We start from the raw sequence: 15,460 nt of genomic DNA on the forward strand, positions 1-15,460 counted from the left end.
GCTTTACGCCTGCTCAGGCATCAAGGCGTTAACTCTTGAATGCCGGAGTTATTGAGCTTTTAGGCCGGGGTCGCCCTGCTTTTCGAAGGTTTGAATTTCCTTGTTATAGTAAGTGCCGTCATCAGCCTTGGCGACTTCGCGCAGATAGATGTTCTGCGTCATATGGCGGCTTTCGGGGTCGATGGATACAGGGCCGCGAGGACTGATCCATTCCATGCCTTTCACGGCCTCTACCGCCTTTTCAGCATCTTTTTCACCGCCGGTCGCTTCGATCATCTTGTAGATGACATGCATGCCATCATAAGCGCCGACCGAAGGGAAGGACAACTCCACAGGATTGCCGATGGCCTTTCGAGCTTCCTCGACAAACTTCTTGTTTTCTGGCGAGTCATGCGAGACTGCGTAGTGGAAAGTCGTCAGAACACCGAGAGCATTTTCTCCGAGTGCGGGAAGATCGGATTCTTGTGTCAGGTCACCTGGAGCAAAAAGCTGAATGCCCGAGCCTTTCAATCCGTTGTCGACATAGGATTTCATGAAACCGAGCGTGGTTGGTCCAGACGGCAGAAAAGCAAACACGCCTTGCGCGCCAGAGTCTTTTATACGCTGCATGATAGGGCTGAAATCGTTCGTAGCGAGCGGCATCCGAATAGCTTCGACCACTTCGCCACCAGCTTCTGTAAACGCTGCCTTGAAAGCGTTTTCCGCATCCACGCCGGGCCCATAATCGCTGACAACCGAGATGACTTTCTTCACACCCTTGTCGAGTGCAACCTTTGCGATCGGGGTTGACGTTTGCCATGTGGTGAACGAGGTGCGCACCACATAAGGGCTCTTCGTTACAATGGAAGAGGTGGCGGCATTCATGACGACCATCGGCACATTGCCCTGTTTGAGAATGGGCGTAACCGCCATGGCGTCAGGGGTGAAATAGAAGCCAGCAAGATATTGGACGCCTTCCTTGACCACGAGTTCCTGCGCAAGCGCCTTCGATTGCGCCGGATCGGCCTGCGGCACATCACGATAAACGATCTCGACAGTGTCATCGCCGATCGTGTTGCCGTGCTCTGTCATATAGGCGTCGATGCCGGCCTTGAAGTTCTTGCCCTGAAGAGCAAACGGGCCTGAAAATGGACCAATGACGCCGACCTTTACCACATCGGCATAAGCTGCTGATGCTGTGAGTGAAAAGACCGCAAGCGCGGTGAATACAATTTTCTTCATGTTCTCCTCCCTATCGCCCACCATTCCCGCGCGTGACCGTCTCGTCGCAACAGGGAATGTCCTGATTTCAGCATGCCTATCTAATTGGTCATGTAAAATGAAAAATTCCTCATAAACGATACCCGGATGGTTATGTGTCCGAGAATTGTTCGTTTCCGATTCGAACCACCTTATCGATCAGGATTGATGCAATCTTGAGGGCACTGCCAGTCGACGCAACAATTTGCGGCAGGATCATCCATTCGATCATCCAGGCCGCGCCTGAGCGCTCCTGCTCATGCACCATAGCCTGATGCAAACCACCCATTTGGGCCGCGTTGAAACGGGCAAGGCTGACCAGTATCTCTGCTGACACCGGATTTTGCTTGTGGGGCATGGCGGACGAACCGCCACCACCGGTCAAGGACAGTTCGGTGCCCAGTTCAGCCATAAGCGCAATATCTTGCCCGAATTTTCCAAGAGTACCCGTGATGAGCGAAAGCAGATTGCCGAACTCGACAATGAAGGCCCGCTGGCTATGCCATTGCGGGCTATCGTGCAATCCGAGCCTATCAGCCAGCAAAGCACGCAGAGCCGGTGCCTGATCTCCGAATTTTTCAAGCGTTCCGGCTGCACCTCCGAACTGTACGGGAAAGACGATGGTGTTCAGTTTGGTCTCATAAGCGTTGAGCGGGTTTTTCCAGCTTGAGATGCGGTCCGATACGGTGATCGGAATAGCGGATTGCATACGTGTATAACCCGTCAGAGCATTCCTTCCGAACGTCGCATCAAGCCAATCGAAACGCTGCGTGAGTTGCTGAATTCGCCCATAAAGAATTGTACTTGCGCGTTTCAGCCGCAAAATCAGGCTCGTATCGATGGCATCCTGGCTCGTCGCGCCGAAATGAACGTATTCGCCGTAATCCGTTCCGACCGCCAGACGCAGTTCTTTCACGAGTGAGGGAATGACAACCCCGTCACGCGCTGTCGCTGTTGCCAGATCGGATAGGTTGGGTTCGAACGTTTCTGAGGCTTGTTTGATCGCTTGTCCTGCCTCGACCGGTATCAAGCCGAGCCCCGCTTGAGCTTCAGCCAAAGCCGCTTCAAAGCGCAACATCTCGGCAATATCAGCCGCCGCAGTAAACAGGCTCAATATCTCTTCGTCGTCGCCGAAAAGCTGTGCCAGAAACGGATGTTCGAAGACCGAGATGCTCATGCGTCAAATATCGAAAAAGACAGTTTCTTTCTCGCCCTGCAAGTGAATATCGAAATGATAGACGCTACCCTCACGCTGACCAATCAGTGTTTGCGCCCGGCTGCGATGTTCGATGCGTGCAAGGACCGGGTCCTCTGCATTCGCATCGGCTTCATCGGAAAAATACATCCGCGTCTGCAGTCCGAGATTAATGCCGCGGGCCACGATCCACAAGGTAACGTGTGGTGCCATGAGGCGGCCATCTTTGAAAAAAACGCGGCCAGGTTTGATCGTCTCGAAAGTGAACTCGCCCGTGTCCATATGGCTCGCACAACGGCCCCATCCACGAAAGCCAGAGTCGGCCTTGCCGCCGGTTTCAGAGGGGCTGTTATAGAGGCCTTTTGCATCAGCCTGCCATATTTCTACCAACGCATCGCGGATTGGTGCGCCTATGCCATCGATGACATGGCCCTTGATAGTGATGCGTTCGCCTGTCGTCTTCTCATTATAGAGAGGGCCGGAGCCGAGATCCTGCTCGAAAATGCCGTTGATGCCAACAAAATTGGGTGTCAATCCGATATGGACGTAAGGGCCCGCAGTCTGTGATACGGTTTCTTTCAGATAGCCGAGAGGTTGCACCATATCAGTTGCCCTCCGGGCGATTTTCAAACAAGGTTGCGCGGCGCCCGCGCAACACAATGTCGAACTTGTAAGCAAGCATATCCATCGGCAAATTAGCGTTCATGTCCAGAGGTGCGACCAGCCGTTCGACAGCTGATTTGTCGGGAATAGTTTTTACGATCGGGCAAATCCAGATTAGCGGATCGCCCTCGAAATACATCTGTGTGATGAGGCGCTGTGCAAAGCCATGACCGAACACAGAAAAATGGATGTGAGCCGGACGCCAGTCATTGACACCATTTGGCCAAGGGTACGGGCCGGGCTTTATGGTCTTGAACCAGTAGTAGCCGTTTTCGTCCGTGACCGTGCGACCGACGCCGCCGAAGTTGGGGTCGATGGCCGCAAGATAGGTTTCTTTCTTGTGGCGATAACGCCCGCCAGCGTTGGCCTGCCAGAATTCCAGCAGTGCGCCTGGAACAGGACGGCTACTCTCGTCCAGAACACGACCATGAACAAGGATGCGCGGACCTATCGGCATTTCGCCGGGGCGCGCATAATTGAGGATGAGGTCATTATCCAGCTCGTGCAGCATACTGTGCCCGAATACCGGGCCCGTAATTTCACTTTTGGTGCCTTCGAGCGAAAGCAAAGCACGAGTAGGCGAGCGAAGGACGGAGGTCTTATACCACGGCGTGTAAGCCGGTGGATGCATGGACAGATCGCGAGCAAAGAACGGAGTTGCCTCCGGCAGACTGTTCTTCATTTTTCAGTTTCCTCCGCTTCCATCTGCGCATAGGTCTGCTTTGCGATCTTGAAAGCGTGGTTCGATGCCGGAACCCCCGCATAGATTGCAACATGCATCAATGCTTCGCAGATGTCCTCCTTCGTTGCGCCCGTATTTTTCGTAGCGCGTATATGCATGGCAACTTCATCGTCTTGCCCGAGTGCTGCAAGCAGTGCAATCGTAACGATCGACCGTTCTCGTTTGGTCCAGCCGGGTCGCGCCCAGACCGTGCCCCATGCGGCTTCTGTTATAAGCTCCTGAAACGGAGCATCAAGGTCGGTTGCACCGTTTGAAGCGCGATCCACATGCGTATCGCCCAGAACTGAACGGCGCACGTTCATGCCGATCTTGTAGCGTTCCGACCGCACTGCCTTGTCAGCCATGGCTACTCTCCATGTTAGAATCTGTTTGAAATAAAGTTGCGCAACAGCGAGACATAGGCATCGGGCTGTTCAACGCAGGGAATGTGACCGCTGGCGGCAATCTCCGTGAAATCTGCTTCAGGGATAAGACTTGCCAGTTCGCGCACAAGGGTAGGCGGCGTGGAGCCGTCCTGATCACCGACCAAACAAAGTGTTGGCACCGAAATAGTTCTGGCTACTTCGGTTAAATCCGCTTCACGCAGCGCGGCACAGGTGGCCGCATAGCCGTCGAGCGGTTGCCGAACGAACATATTGCAATAGGCATGATAGGCAGGATTATCGGAGCGGCGATAGTCCGACGTGAACCAGCGGGGCATTGTCGCGTCGAGGATGCTTGAAAGGCCATCTTGCTGAATAGCAGCTATGCGCGCGTCCCACATCGCTGCTGTACCGATCTTGTGAGCGGTGTTGGACAAAACGAATCCGGCCACCAGATCGGGGCGCGCTGCATAAACACCTTGCGCGATCAGTCCACCGACGGAAAGACCGCAAATGATCGCCCGTTTTATCGAAAGCTTGTCGAGCAGGTTGATGAGGTCGGTCGCAAGGAGTTCGATTGTGTAGGGGGGGGCTCCGACATCTGAAAGGCCGTGGCCGCGCTTATCATAAACGAGCGTCGATACGTCGTTGCGCAGGCGTGCGCGAACTTCATCCCATATCCGGAAATCGGTTCCGAGCGAGTTGATGAAAACCAGAACAGGCTTCTCTGCGGCTATTGGCTGGAAATCATAATGGATGACGACGTCGTTTATGGATGCGAACTGCACAGCTTTCTCCTCTTGCATCGCACTGTCGTGCTTTGAACTGGTTAAGTAAAATGATATTATTCGCAAAAATCATAACTACAGGGTTATAGATAAGTGATTGGGAACAGGATCAAATTTCGTCATCTGCATACGTTTGTTGAGGTTGCGCGACAGAAGAGTGTGGTCAAGGCCTCCGAACTCCTGAGTATCAGCCAACCAGCAGTGACCAAGACGATGCGTGAGCTGGAGGAGATTCTGGGCGTTCCAGTAGTGGAACGCGATGGTCGTGGCATAAGGATAACGCGGTTCGGTGAAGTATTCCTGCGTCATGCTGGGACGGCTTTGACCGCCTTACGGCAAGGGCTGGATTCCGTGTCGCAAGAATTGGATGGATCAGGACCGCCTATTCGTATTGGCGCCTTGCCGACAGTCTCAACACGCATCATGCCGAAAGCGATGAGCCTGTTTCTCGCGGAAAGAACGTCTAGCCGTGTAAAAATCGTTACGGGTGAAAATGCTGTTCTTCTGGAGCAGCTACGGGTTGGCGATCTCGATCTGGTTGTAGGGCGGCTTGCCGCGCCAGAAAAGATGACCGGTTTTTCATTCGAGCATCTTTATTCGGAGCAGGTTCGATTTCTTGTCAGGACAGGGCATCCCCTGACGGACGGACGCGCGGTTTTCGAGCATCTGGCCGACTACCCGGTTCTGATGCCGACACGCAATTCAATCATTCGCCCGTTTGTGGATCGTTTGCTGATTACGAACGGTATAGGTGCCCTGCCAGTTCAGATTGAGACCGTTTCCGATGCATTTGGACGTGCTTTCGTCCGCGACAGTGATGCGGTGTGGATCATTTCAGAAGGGGTTGCTGCCAGAGATGTATCTGAAGGCAAGCTTGTCGCTCTTTCCATCGATACAAGCGAAACGACAGGTCCGGTAGGGTTGACCATGCGAACTGACACGACACAGACAGCCGCTATGCAAATTCTGATCCAGACGTTGCGCGAAGCTGCTGGTGTGAAGCTCTAGAGATTAACGCGGCCAGCTACCCAAATAAGGTAGCTGACCGCGCTATTTGCAAGAAGTTCTGGCCGGAACTTCTTGCTGGGGGTTCGATTAGAAATAGAATTCTACATCAATTCTAAATTAAAGCATCAGTCTATATGTTTTATTAAATAAAATTAGTTAAACCTTATTTATAGTATTCACCGTTCAGAACGGCAATCCGACGTAGTTTTCAGCAAGTGCGGTTGAGGCAGCTTCGGAAGTGCAGAAGTAGTCAAGTTCTGCTTCCTGCACTTTCTGATCAAACGGAACCATATCAGGAAATCGGTGTAGCATTTTGGTCATGGACCATGAAAAGCGTTCGGCCTTCCAGATGCGCGCAAGCGCATTAGCAGAATAAGCGTCGATGCCAGATTTTGATTTGCCCAGATAAAACTCTCTCAATCCTTCGTAAAGATAGTGCACGTCGCTGGCGGCGAGGTTTAGCCCTTTCGCACCTGTCGGAGGAACGATATGAGCGGCATCTCCAACAAGGAAAAGCTGTCCAAAGCGCATTGGTTCAGCCACGAAAGAGCGTAGAGGCGCAATGGATTTCTCGAAAGACGGTCCGGTTATCATTGCTTCGGCATGATGTGCCGGAAGGCGACAGCGCAGTTCATCGTAAAAGCGTTCGTCGCTCCAGTTTTCGATCTTTTCATCAAGTGAACATTGGATGTAGTAACGGCTGCGTGTGAGCGAGCGCATGGAGCAAAGCGCAAAACCACGTTCGTGGTTGGCATAGATCAACTCATGAGCGACCGGCGGAATGTCGGCCAGAATACCGAGCCAGCCGAAAGGATAGATCTTTTCAAAGATATCGATTGCCTTGTCCGGTACAGATTTGCGGCTTATGCCGTGATACCCGTCACATCCAGCGATGAAATCGCAGTCGATGCGATGGGTTTTGCCGTCCTTTTCGTAGGTAATATATGGCGATGTCGTATCGAAATCATGCGGTGTTACGTTGGCGGCTTCATAAATGCTGGTGGTGTTCGACTTCCGCCGTTCATCCATAAGGTCGTGCGTCATCTCAGTCTGGCCATAAACCGTAACGCGCTTGCCGGTCAGTTTGTGCAGGTCGATACGGTGATCCCGACCGTCGAAGGCGAGTGAGAAACCGTCATGTGGCAATCCCTCTGCTTGAAGGCGTGTTGAAGCTTCGGCTTCATCCATCAGATTGACGGTGCCTTCTTCCAAGACGCCAGCACGTACACGGCCCAGAATATAATCCGCGCTGACGCGATCCAGCACGACATTGTCTATCCCGGCTTTAGTCAGAAGTTGGCCGAGGAGCAGGCCGGCCGGGCCCGATCCGATGATTGCCACCTGAGTGCGCATAAGTTCCTCCCAATGCAATTCCGTCTTTATTCTTGAAGGAACGTTCCTGCTGGCAATGGATAATCTCGACTATTTATTGTACAAATCGAACATGATTGGAGGGTAAGTGTCGGATAATTTTGTTCCAACATACGAGCTTTATGGAGAAGAACGCGAGCAGAAGCCGGATTTTTGGCTACACTGCGAGACGCTTTTCTCGCGATCAAGTTTGCATAATTTCGAAATTTCGTTGCATCGTCACGAGAGCTTCTTTCAGCTTTTATATATTGAAGGGGGTGCGGGGCAGGTGAGCTTCGATGGCGTCATCTACCCCTTTCAAACGCCATGTGCCATTATGGTGCCACCCGGTTTCAATCATGGGTTTGCATTCTCTCGAGATATAGTGGGGCACATTGTAACGATTTTGAGCCCTCATATGCCGTTTATTGGAGACGGCTCTGGGGGCGTTATGGCGAAGTGGTTGATGCATCCTCAACTCATATCGATGAAAGGAGCGGGCGACGAGAATCTGGCGTTACTTTCCTCTCTTCTGCGGCAAGTACAAGATGAGTTTCACACGAGAAAACCATATAAAAACAGCCTGCTGGAATCTCTTGTTCAAGCCGCATTCGTCTATGTTCTGCGACACGCTTATTCTTCAAATTCCGCAAAGCAGGAAGACCGTCAGATATATGGGCATGCTCGTATTGAGCGCTTGCAGGAACTGATCGACCGTCATTACCGAGAACACAAGCCCGTTTCATTTTATGCGAAACTGTTGGGTGTTTCATCAACGCATCTCAACCGGACTGTCAAACAACTGACAGGAAGGACGACACAAGACATGGTTGCAAGCAGGCTGATTGAGACGGCCAAGCGCGATTTGATAGCCATGCCATCGTCGGTGCAGCATATCGCCTACAGCCTTGGCTTTTCAGATCCCGCATATTTTTCACGCTTTTTCCTGAAGATGACGAGCGAAACACCCCGTACATTCCGTTTGAGGGAGCGCGAGCGTCTGGCCGCTCTGGATTCATCATCATAGAATTAATTGGATTTTTCATTCTCTGCGGTCATCTCAGCAAATTGCGTAGATCCAACTGGACTTGAAGCATTGCAGGCAGGAAGCGTTCCACAAGGTCAATTGTTTCGACATGTGCCACGGGTGCCCCGATGTTAAGCGCCGCAACTACTAAACCTCGATGATTGAAAACAGGAACAGCGATGGAGCGTAGTCCGATCTCCAGTTCCTGATCGTTGATTGCATAACCTTGACCACGAATAATGGAGAGTTCTGTCATCAGCGGGGCAATTTCCACCTTTGTAAATGGTGTCAAAGCTTTCCGTTCAGTGCGCTCGAGAAGCACCTGAGCCTCGGGTTCATGAAGCCAGGCCAGAAGCACACGCCCCATCGAAGCACAGTAGGCTGGAAGCCTGCTTCCCGCCATCAAGTTGATGGAAATCACGCGCATTTGTGAGGCGCGCGCGATGTAAACAATTTCCGTTCCATCCAGAACGGATGCGGATGCGCTCTCTCCGACGGCATCAGAGAGCCGGTCCAGATGCGGCTGGATAATTGTCGGCAATGGCGTCGAAGATAGATAGGCATGCCCGAGCCGAAGAATTTTGGGCAGAAGCATGAAGAACTTGCCGTCATACTCGGCATATTCGAGCTCGGTCAGCGTCAGCAGGCACCGTCGTGCGGTTGCACGATCGAGACCAGTTATTTTTGAAACGTCCGCTATTGAAAGACGTGGTTGGTCTTCACCGAACGCTTCGATGACCTTCAATCCCTTTGCAAAACCGCCGATGAAATCTGTTTCGCGCATGAAATCCCTCTCAGTTTGCGTAGATACTTTGTGCGGTATCTGAACAAATGTCAAATATCGCACAAAATGTTTGACCCTTTGCCGACGAGGTGGCTAACTCCAGTGCGATTGCGACCGGACGCTCAAGCACGAAGCTCGAACGCTCTGGTATGGAGGTAAAATGGACAAGACAATCGGAAGTCTGACCGAGGCTGTTGCCGGAATAGACGATGGCGCTACGGTCATGATCGGGGGGTTCGGTGGCTCAGGCGCGCCAATAGAATTGATCCATGCCCTGATCGATAAGGGGCCGAAGAACTTGACGGTGATCAACAATAATGCGGGCAATGGGCGCATCGGCATCGCGGCAATGATTGACGCCGGGATGGTGCGCAAGATGATCTGTTCATTCCCGCGGTCTTCCGATCCGCGCGCTTTCACGGACAAATATATTGCCGGTGAAATCGATCTGGAACTTGTACCGCAAGGAACGCTTGCTGAGCGTATCCGAGCAGGTGGCGCTGGTATCCCGGCGTTCTACACGCCGACAGCCTATGGCACGGAACTCGCCGAAGGCAAGGTAATAGCTGAATTTGATGGACGACCTTACGTGCAGGAGCGTTGGCTGAAAGCTGATTATGCGCTCATTAAAGCGCATCTTGGCGATACGCACGGCAATCTGACCTACCGCATGGCTGCGCGTAATTTCAATCCACTCATGTGTATGGCTGCTGCAAGGACGATTGTACAGGTATCGGAAATCGTTCCGCTCGGAGGCATTGAGCCGGAAAATATCATCACGCCGGGTATCTTCGTCGACAGTGTCGTTGAAGTTGCAAATCCGCAGCAAGAAGAAGAGCTCATTCGTGCTGGAGTGACCTACGTATGATGATTGATATTCATGATGACATCAAACTGTCCAACGCCCAGATCGCATGGCGCGCCGCGCAGGATATTCAGGATGGTGCCTATGTAAATCTTGGAATTGGCTTTCCCGAAATGGTCGCCCGCTATCAACCGGAAGGACGTGAAGCGATTTTTCACACGGAGAACGGCGTTCTGGATTTCGGTGAAGCGCCGCCAGCAGGTGAGGAAGACTGGGACCTGATCAATGCTGGCAAGAAGGCTGTTACGCTAAAGTCCGGCGCGGCATTTTTCCATCATGCCGATAGTTTCGCGATGGTGCGCGGCGGACATCTCGATGTCGCGATTCTCGGCGCCTATCAGGTTGCCCAGAATGGTGATCTCGCCAATTGGCGTGTTGGCGCCAAAGGCGTGCCCGCAGTGGGCGGTGCGATGGATCTGGTACATGGTGCGAAGCAAGTTGTCGTCATCACCGAGCATGTAACGAAGAAGGGTGAACCGAAGCTGGTTGAAAAGTGCACTTTTCCGCTAAGCGGCGTCGCATGTATCACCCGCATCTATACCAGCCATGCTGTGATCGATATCGACAAGGGGCGTTTCGTGTTGCGTGAAAAGCTGGCCGCCATGACGCTGGAAGACCTTCAAGCCATGACCGGCGCGACGTTGCATATCGACGGCCCGGTCGCCGATCTCGTTGTTCCCGAATTGTGAGACCATGTAATGAGTGAAGCCTATATCTGCGATTACATTCGCACTCCCATTGGTCGTTATGGTGGCGCGCTTTCTTCCGTGCGTGCCGACGATCTCGGCGCCATTCCGCTGAAAGCGCTTATGGAGCGTAATGGTTCCGTCGATTGGGAAGCTGTCGACGATGTGATTTTCGGCTCGGCCAATCAGGCGGGCGAAGACAACCGCAATGTTGCGCGCATGTCGCTGCTTCTGGCCGGGCTGCCGGCAGGAGTGTCTGGAACGACGATAAACCGTCTCTGTGGTTCCGGGATGGATGCAGTCATAACGGCTGCACGTGCTATCAGGGCTGGTGAGGCGGAACTGCTCATTGCTGGCGGTGTGGAGAGCATGAGCCGCGCCCCCTTTGTCATGCCTAAGGCCGACAGTGCATTTTCACGCAAGGCGGAAATCTTCGATACGACAATCGGCTGGCGGTTCATCAACCCTTTGATGAAAAAACAGTACGGTGTCGATTCTATGCCTGAAACGGGTGAAAATGTTGCCGAAGATTTCAACGTCTCGCGGCGGGATCAGGACGCTTTTGCACTTCGCAGTCAGGAAAAGGCGGCAGCCGCGCAAGCCAATGGACGCCTTGCAAAGGAAATCGTTCCGATCACGATCTCGCAACGCAAGGGCGATCCGGTCGTTGTCGTTAAGGATGAACACCCTCGCGCCACGAGCCTGGAAGCACTGGCGAAGTTGGGCACGCCCTTTCGTGAGGGTGGCACTGTGACGGCGGGCAATGCTTCCGGTGTCAATGATGGAGCTGCCGCGCTTATCATCGCATCTGAAGCAGCCATCAGGAAATACGGCCTCACACCGATTGCCCGTATTATGGGCGGCGCCACGGCGGGTGTTCCTCCGCGCATTATGGGTATTGGTCCCGCTCCGGCGACAAAGAAGCTATCTGCGCGTATCGGTATCGCACCCGACGCATTCGATGTGATTGAACTGAATGAAGCATTTGCGTCGCAGGGACTGGCAGTGTTGCGCGATCTTGGAATTGCTGATGACGACAAACGCGTCAATCCCAATGGTGGCGCTATTGCGCTCGGGCATCCGCTAGGCATGTCCGGGGCGCGTATCGCGGGCACGGCGGCGCTCGAACTTGCGCTCAATGGCGGCAAACACGCTCTTGCAACGATGTGCATCGGCGTCGGGCAGGGGATCGCCATTGCGCTGGAACGCGTCTGACACTGACTAGATCACATATCCGGGTGCTTTCCCGCCCGGATTTGTCACATCTAGCTGGGCAGATACTACTTTTGTATTCTTGGACGACTACAATATTGCCCACGACTACCGATCAAGTTAGCATGACCTCATTACAACAACGGCGGGAACAACCCGTCGAACCAAAATGGGGAACATGTCGATGAAAATTGCTCGCCTTGCCCTGATGGGCGGACTCCTAGCAACCGCACTTTATACTGGCTCCGCTGCTGCCCGCGACCTGACGGTCGTGTCTTGGGGTGGCAACTATCAGGACGCCCAGCGTGAAATTTACTTCAAACCTTTTTCCGAGAAGACCGGCAAACCTTTGCTAGATGAATCCTGGGACGGTGGTTACGGCGTCGTTCAGGCGAAGGTGAAAGCAGGAAAACCCAACTGGGATGTCGTGCAGGTAGAAGCCGAAGAACTCGCTCTCGGCTGTGCTGACGGTCTTTACGAGAAAATCGATTGGGACAAGGTTGGCGGCAAGGACAAGTTCCTCGACAGTGCGGTCAATGATTGCGGTGTAGGGGCAATCGTGTGGTCGACAGCAATCGCCTATAATGCGGACAAGCTGAAAGATGGCCCACAATCCTGGGCTGATTTCTGGGATGTGAAGAAGTTTCCAGGCAAGCGCTCCTTGCGTAAGGGCGCCAAGTATACGCTTGAATTCGCTCTCCTCGCCGATGGGGTCAACAAGGATGAGGTCTATGATGTGCTCTCAACCCCGGAGGGCGTGGATCGCGCGTTCAAAAAACTTGATGAATTGAAGCCGAACATCGTCTGGTGGGAAGCAGGAGCACAGCCGCTGCAATTGCTGGCCTCGGATGAAGTGGTGATGGCATCGGCCTATAACGGACGCATCACGGGCATAAACAGGAGCGAAGGCAAGAACTTCAAGGTGGTCTGGCCGGGCAGTATTTATGCTGTCGATAGCTGGGTGATCCTGAAAGATGCCGAGAACAAGGATGCTGGGCTGGATTTCATTGCTTTTGCCAGCCAGCCCGACAATCAGGTGAAGCTGCCGAAATATGTCGCTTACGGTCTGCCGAACAAGGAAGCTGCAAGCAAGGTGCCTGCGGAATTCGCATCGGATCTTCCAACGGCGGAAGACAATCTGAAAGGCGCCCTTCCTCTTAACGTCGATTTCTGGATCGATAACTCCGAGGAGTTGACGAAGCGCTTCAACGCCTGGCTGGCGCAATAATCCACAGTCATGGCCCCGTCGGTGCAATATCGGCGGGGTTTCCCTGTTTTCCGGAAGATGGAGTGATTCATTGACGGACTGCCGCATCCGCTTCGAGAATATCAGCAAATCCTACGGTGATTTCAAAGTTATAGATGGTTTGAACCTCGATATTGATCGCGGTGAATTCGTGAGTCTTCTTGGTCCTTCGGGTTCAGGCAAGACGACGCTTTTGATGATGCTTGCCGGGTTTGAAAGTCCAAGCAGTGGAGCAATCCATGTCGATGGCAAGGCAATCAATACGGTTCCTTCATACAAGCGCAACATGGGAGTGGTTTTTCAGAACTACGCGCTTTTCCCCCATATGACAGTTGGCGAGAATGTCGCCTTTCCGCTTCAGATGCGAGGTATTGGGAGAGCAGAGATTGGCGAGCTGGTGGATAAGGTGCTCGATATGGTTCAGCTTTCCACGATGCGTGAACGCAAGCCATCGCAACTCTCTGGCGGCCAACAACAGCGCGTGGCGCTCGCCCGTGCACTGGTTTTCGAGCCGGGCGTGGTCTTGATGGACGAGCCGCTTGGCGCGCTCGACAAACAGTTACGTGAACAGATGCAACTTGACATTCGTGCGTTGCATGGCCGGTTAGGACTGACGATTGTCTTTGTCACCCATGATCAAAGCGAAGCGCTGACCATGTCGGACCGGATCGCTGTCTTCAACAAAGGAAAAATCGAACAGATTGGCACGCCGCGTGCAATTTATGATGAGCCGCAGACCCGTTTCGTCGCCGAATTTATAGGCGAAACCAATCTTGCTGAAGGAACGGTCGAGCGGGTGGAAGGTACGAGCGCTTTCATTCGTCTGAAGGATGGCGGCACACTAACCGCGTCATCGAACGGAACGTTGGGGGCGGGACAGAAAGTTCTTCTGTCCATCCGGCCCGAGCGCATCGAACTGGGCGAGGAGGGTGGTTCAGACAATCTTCTTAAAACACGTGTGATCGACAGTGTCTATCAAGGGGACCATCTGCGCATCCAGCTGGATGCCAGCGCTCATGACTTTATTGTGCGTCTTGACAGGAAAGCGCGTGAATGGGCGCCTGGAACAGATGTCGTAGCGGGGTTCAATGCTGCTGATTGCTGGACTATTGCAGCATGACGGTTCCATCCGGCAAAACTGTCCGAGCGATATTTCTGATCGCGCCCCTGCTTGTTTTCATTGTCTTGTTTTTTCTGTGGCCGCTTGGGGTGATGATGAAACAGGCCGTGTCCGATACGGCGGTTTTGCGTGTTCTCCCCCAGACCGCCGAGGCTGTAACTTTTTGGGACGGACAATCGGCTCCATCACCTGAAATGAAACAGGCGCTCGTGGCAGACCTGAAGGCTTCGACCGACCAGCAGGCCGTAGGCGACATGGTCCGCCGCTTGAACAGCGCCCAATCGGGCTTTCGTACCTTGATGAGCAAAACACTTTCAGCCATCGAGAAGGGCGATCCTGTTCCTGACCTGGAAATGATCGACAAGCGATGGAGCCGACCGGAGTTTTGGCATGCTATTGCGAATGCGCTTTCACCAACAACTGATCGCAACCTGCTCGCGGCGGTCGATATGGAGCGCGATACATCCGGAGAAATTGTTTCAATGGCGCCCGGTACATCGGCCAACCGGGCGATTATGCTGCGCACGTTCTGGATTGCCGCGCTGGTAACACTTGCCTGTGCAATAATTGGCTATCCCTATGCCGTCTTGCTCACATCATCCTCAGGCTGGATCAGGAGTGTGCTTTTTGCGGCAGTTCTGTTGCCGTTGTGGACATCATTGCTGGTGCGTACTGCGGCCTGGTTCATTCTTCTACAGGACAAGGGACTTATCAACGATACGTTGATCTGGTTTGGTGTCACCGATGGACCGCTACCGTTGATCTTCAACAGGGCAGGGGTAGTGATAGCCATGACCCATGTACTTTTGCCGTTCATGGTGCTGCCGATTTATAGCGTTCTTGTATCGATCCCGAGCAATCTCATGCCGGCTGCTGCATCGCTCGGCGCACCGCCTTGGAGGGCTTTCGTGCGGGTACTACTGCCTTTAAGTATGCGTGGCATCCTGTCTGGCATGCTGCTCGTGTTCATGAGCGCTATTGGCTACTACATAACTCCGGCTCTGATCGGTGGACCGGGCGACCAGATGATAAGCTCGATCATCGCCTATTACGCAACCGGTTCGGCCAACTGGGGTATGGCCGGCGCATTGGGACTCGTGCTGCTCGTCGCCTGTCTCGTACTCTATGCTGTCTACGGACGGCTCACTGCCGATGAACCGGGGAGAGCGTAAC

Annotated in this window: 16 protein-coding genes; 8 read left to right on the top strand and 8 right to left on the bottom strand. The window is 53.3% G+C overall.

Annotated elements, in window-relative coordinates; translation table 11 throughout:
• Positions 1–48: 48 nt before the first annotated feature.
• The 6 genes from LJ361_RS14855 to pcaD form a co-directional block, all read right to left on the bottom strand.
• A complete protein-coding gene (locus LJ361_RS14855; RefSeq protein ID WP_010658917.1) occupies positions 49–1,221 on the bottom strand; it encodes an ABC transporter substrate-binding protein in 1,173 nt (390 codons plus the stop codon).
• A 130-nt stretch (positions 1,222–1,351) separates the two neighbouring features.
• The gene (locus LJ361_RS14860; RefSeq protein ID WP_010658916.1) at positions 1,352–2,416 is read right to left on the bottom strand and encodes a 3-carboxy-cis,cis-muconate cycloisomerase; all 1,065 of its coding nucleotides are present in this window, start codon (positions 2,414–2,416) and stop codon (positions 1,352–1,354) included.
• 3 nt (positions 2,417–2,419) lie between these two features.
• Positions 2,420–3,037, bottom strand: coding sequence for a protocatechuate 3,4-dioxygenase subunit alpha (gene pcaG, locus LJ361_RS14865; protein ID WP_264811842.1), 618 nt, complete (start codon positions 3,035–3,037; stop codon positions 2,420–2,422).
• 1 nt (position 3,038) lies between these two features.
• Entirely contained in the window at positions 3,039–3,779 is a 741-nt protein-coding gene (pcaH, locus tag LJ361_RS14870) for a protocatechuate 3,4-dioxygenase subunit beta (protein WP_010658914.1), read from the bottom strand.
• The gene (gene pcaC / locus LJ361_RS14880) at positions 3,776–4,183 is read right to left on the bottom strand and encodes a 4-carboxymuconolactone decarboxylase (protein ID WP_010658913.1); all 408 of its coding nucleotides are present in this window, start codon (positions 4,181–4,183) and stop codon (positions 3,776–3,778) included. The genes pcaH and pcaC overlap by 4 nt, the downstream gene beginning before the upstream one ends.
• A 14-nt stretch (positions 4,184–4,197) precedes the next feature.
• Positions 4,198–4,989 carry a 3-oxoadipate enol-lactonase gene (gene pcaD / locus LJ361_RS14885; RefSeq protein ID WP_010658912.1) on the bottom strand — a complete coding sequence of 264 codons (792 nt, stop codon included), beginning with the start codon at positions 4,987–4,989 and terminating at the stop codon, positions 4,198–4,200.
• A 93-nt stretch (positions 4,990–5,082) separates the two neighbouring features.
• Between pcaD and pcaQ the strand changes: the two genes are divergently transcribed.
• Positions 5,083–5,997 carry a pca operon transcription factor PcaQ gene (gene pcaQ / locus LJ361_RS14890; RefSeq protein WP_010658911.1) on the top strand — a complete coding sequence of 305 codons (915 nt, stop codon included), beginning with the start codon at positions 5,083–5,085 and terminating at the stop codon, positions 5,995–5,997.
• Positions 5,998–6,180: 183 nt separating this feature from the next.
• Here the strand turns inward: pcaQ and pobA are convergent, their stop codons facing one another.
• A complete protein-coding gene (pobA, locus tag LJ361_RS14895; protein ID WP_010658910.1) occupies positions 6,181–7,350 on the bottom strand; it encodes a 4-hydroxybenzoate 3-monooxygenase in 1,170 nt (389 codons plus the stop codon).
• 106 nt (positions 7,351–7,456) lie between these two features.
• On the opposite strand from pobA, the gene LJ361_RS14900 reads away from it, so the two are divergent.
• Positions 7,457–8,374, top strand: a complete 918-nt coding sequence (locus LJ361_RS14900; protein ID WP_029375974.1) for a helix-turn-helix domain-containing protein — start codon at positions 7,457–7,459, stop codon at positions 8,372–8,374.
• Positions 8,375–8,402: 28 nt separating this feature from the next.
• Here the strand turns inward: LJ361_RS14900 and LJ361_RS14905 are convergent, their stop codons facing one another.
• Complete coding sequence (locus tag LJ361_RS14905; protein ID WP_010658908.1) at positions 8,403–9,158, bottom strand: IclR family transcriptional regulator; 756 nt, start codon at positions 9,156–9,158, stop codon at positions 8,403–8,405.
• A 160-nt stretch (positions 9,159–9,318) separates the two neighbouring features.
• Between LJ361_RS14905 and LJ361_RS14910 the strand changes: the two genes are divergently transcribed.
• From LJ361_RS14910 to LJ361_RS14935, 6 genes are all read left to right on the top strand, one after another.
• Entirely contained in the window at positions 9,319–10,026 is a 708-nt protein-coding gene (locus tag LJ361_RS14910; protein ID WP_010658907.1) for a 3-oxoacid CoA-transferase subunit A, read from the top strand.
• Positions 10,023–10,712, top strand: a complete 690-nt coding sequence (locus LJ361_RS14915; protein ID WP_010658906.1) for a CoA transferase subunit B — start codon at positions 10,023–10,025, stop codon at positions 10,710–10,712. The genes LJ361_RS14910 and LJ361_RS14915 overlap by 4 nt, the downstream gene beginning before the upstream one ends.
• A gap of 9 nt (positions 10,713–10,721) precedes the next feature.
• On the top strand, positions 10,722–11,924 hold the full coding sequence (gene pcaF / locus LJ361_RS14920; RefSeq protein WP_010658905.1) for a 3-oxoadipyl-CoA thiolase: 1,203 nt from the start codon (positions 10,722–10,724) through the stop codon (positions 11,922–11,924).
• Between the two features lie 181 nt (positions 11,925–12,105).
• Positions 12,106–13,149 carry an ABC transporter substrate-binding protein gene (locus tag LJ361_RS14925; protein ID WP_010658904.1) on the top strand — a complete coding sequence of 348 codons (1,044 nt, stop codon included), beginning with the start codon at positions 12,106–12,108 and terminating at the stop codon, positions 13,147–13,149.
• A gap of 70 nt (positions 13,150–13,219) precedes the next feature.
• Positions 13,220–14,287 carry an ABC transporter ATP-binding protein gene (locus tag LJ361_RS14930; protein WP_010658903.1) on the top strand — a complete coding sequence of 356 codons (1,068 nt, stop codon included), beginning with the start codon at positions 13,220–13,222 and terminating at the stop codon, positions 14,285–14,287.
• A complete protein-coding gene (locus tag LJ361_RS14935; protein ID WP_010658902.1) occupies positions 14,284–15,459 on the top strand; it encodes an ABC transporter permease in 1,176 nt (391 codons plus the stop codon). The genes LJ361_RS14930 and LJ361_RS14935 overlap by 4 nt, the downstream gene beginning before the upstream one ends.
• Position 15,460 lies beyond the last annotated feature (1 nt).

Source organism: Brucella sp. JSBI001 (assembly GCF_026014005.1).
Classification (GTDB): domain Bacteria; phylum Pseudomonadota; class Alphaproteobacteria; order Rhizobiales; family Rhizobiaceae; genus Brucella; species Brucella anthropi.

What these genes read in the sequence shown, in the direction of transcription:
- LJ361_RS14855 (WP_010658917.1), bottom strand. Translation starts at nt 1,221, where the DNA reads ATGAAGAAAATTGTATTCACCGCGCTTGCGGTCTTTTCACTCACAGCA.
- LJ361_RS14860 (WP_010658916.1), bottom strand. Translation starts at nt 2,416, where the DNA reads ATGAGCATCTCGGTCTTCGAACATCCGTTTCTGGCACAGCTTTTCGGC.
- pcaG (WP_264811842.1), bottom strand. Translation starts at nt 3,037, where the DNA reads ATGGTGCAACCTCTCGGCTATCTGAAAGAAACCGTATCACAGACTGCG.
- pcaH (WP_010658914.1), bottom strand. Translation starts at nt 3,779, where the DNA reads ATGAAGAACAGTCTGCCGGAGGCAACTCCGTTCTTTGCTCGCGATCTG.
- pcaC (WP_010658913.1), bottom strand. Translation starts at nt 4,183, where the DNA reads ATGGCTGACAAGGCAGTGCGGTCGGAACGCTACAAGATCGGCATGAAC.
- pobA (WP_010658910.1), bottom strand. Translation starts at nt 7,350, where the DNA reads ATGCGCACTCAGGTGGCAATCATCGGATCGGGCCCGGCCGGCCTGCTC.
- LJ361_RS14905 (WP_010658908.1), bottom strand. Translation starts at nt 9,158, where the DNA reads ATGCGCGAAACAGATTTCATCGGCGGTTTTGCAAAGGGATTGAAGGTC.
- LJ361_RS14910 (WP_010658907.1), top strand. Translation starts at nt 9,319, where the DNA reads ATGGACAAGACAATCGGAAGTCTGACCGAGGCTGTTGCCGGAATAGAC.
- LJ361_RS14915 (WP_010658906.1), top strand. Translation starts at nt 10,023, where the DNA reads ATGATGATTGATATTCATGATGACATCAAACTGTCCAACGCCCAGATC.
- pcaF (WP_010658905.1), top strand. Translation starts at nt 10,722, where the DNA reads ATGAGTGAAGCCTATATCTGCGATTACATTCGCACTCCCATTGGTCGT.
- LJ361_RS14925 (WP_010658904.1), top strand. Translation starts at nt 12,106, where the DNA reads ATGAAAATTGCTCGCCTTGCCCTGATGGGCGGACTCCTAGCAACCGCA.
- LJ361_RS14935 (WP_010658902.1), top strand. Translation starts at nt 14,284, where the DNA reads ATGACGGTTCCATCCGGCAAAACTGTCCGAGCGATATTTCTGATCGCG.